Origin of the sequence: Brachybacterium sp. AOP42-C2-15, from assembly GCF_052377065.1 — a bacterium.
GTDB lineage: Bacteria > Actinomycetota > Actinomycetes > Actinomycetales > Dermabacteraceae > Brachybacterium.
The window spans coordinates 1-1,217 of record NZ_JBQSWK010000108.1 but is presented as its reverse complement, the minus strand read 5'-3'; the positions used below and the strand labels follow the sequence as shown (position 1 = coordinate 1,217).

Here is a 1,217-nt window from a genome sequence, read left to right as displayed (position 1 = left end):
AGCCAACGCCGGTCCTTGATCAGAACTGCTTCGTCTAGAAGATCATCCTCGGGAAGGTGCGCCCCTTGCACGCCCCCTCGCCGGGAGTCATCCACAGGTTCTGATCATTCCTCGAGCGGTCGCCCTCCGGGGTGCTGGCGGTTCCTAGGATGACCAGCACATCGGTGTCATCAAGCAGGTCTCCGCTGCGTGCGGCGGACCATGCCTCGAAGCAGGTCTGATCGCGCCCCTCTCCTGGGGTGGTTCGGAACAGGCAACCCGGGAGGAGATACGCCTGCGCAGCCCATCCTTCACGTTCGATCGTCGGTGTGAACGCCGCCATGTACTGCTGGGTGTGGGAGCTGCCGAGGAAGGTCACCCTGGGGACATCGGGTTCAGAGCCGGGGAGCGCGCTGCAGTACTCGGCCAGCAGATCGGTGTCGCACTCCCCGCCGAGCACTGCCCAGCTCTGGCGCGCACTGCTGCCGGGGTCGGCTGCAGCACGGTTGTCCACATAGGTTCTGAGCCCCACCAGCATGGCGGCACCGAGAGCGAAGATCGCGACGACGACGCCTGCGGATCGCCACACCGAACCTGACCGCTGGAACCGAGCGAGAGGGTTCTCCACCGCATGCACGAGGGCAATGCTCACCGCGCACGATGAGGCAAGGACGGCGGTACCTCCTGCGATGCCGAGCTGGCCCGTGCTCGACATGGATTGAGCGATCACCAGAATCGGCCAGTGGACCAAATATAGGGCGTAGGAGTAGGCGCCGGCCCGTACCAGCCAAGGGTGCGCCAACAGCGTGGGCCGGGATGTTGGCCGCGTGGTCGCCAAGAGGATCAGGCCAGCTCCGCTCAGCGGCCATAGCGCCGCGATGCCTGGGAATGTCGTCCCAACTGGCAGCAGGAAGCCACACGCCGCGATCATCACGACCCCGATGTAGATCATGAGCCGTGCAATGGAGGCACGGATGCGGACCTCCCCGATCACCGCGAGGAGGGAGCCGAGCGCAAACTCCCACAGTCTTGCCCGCACATCGAAGTACGCCCGCTCCTGGGAGGCCTCAGTCATGTACATGCTGAATGTGAGGGAACCTATGAACACGATGCCGAACCCGAGTGCCAGCCACACCCTGAGTGGAATCTTCGTGATCCGAGCCGCAAGGACTGCGATGAGGTGCGTGACCGCCCACAGCACGAATACCTGCCCCTGGATCGAGAGCGACCAGAAATGC

1 protein-coding gene is annotated in these 1,217 nt (G+C 64.3%); it reads right to left on the bottom strand.

From position 1 onward, the window contains the following. Nucleotides 1-34 precede the first annotated feature (34 nt). Nucleotides 35-1,217 (bottom strand): acyltransferase family protein (locus ACT3SQ_RS19235; RefSeq protein ID WP_444601618.1); only part of this gene is annotated, 1,183 nt, incomplete at its 5' end.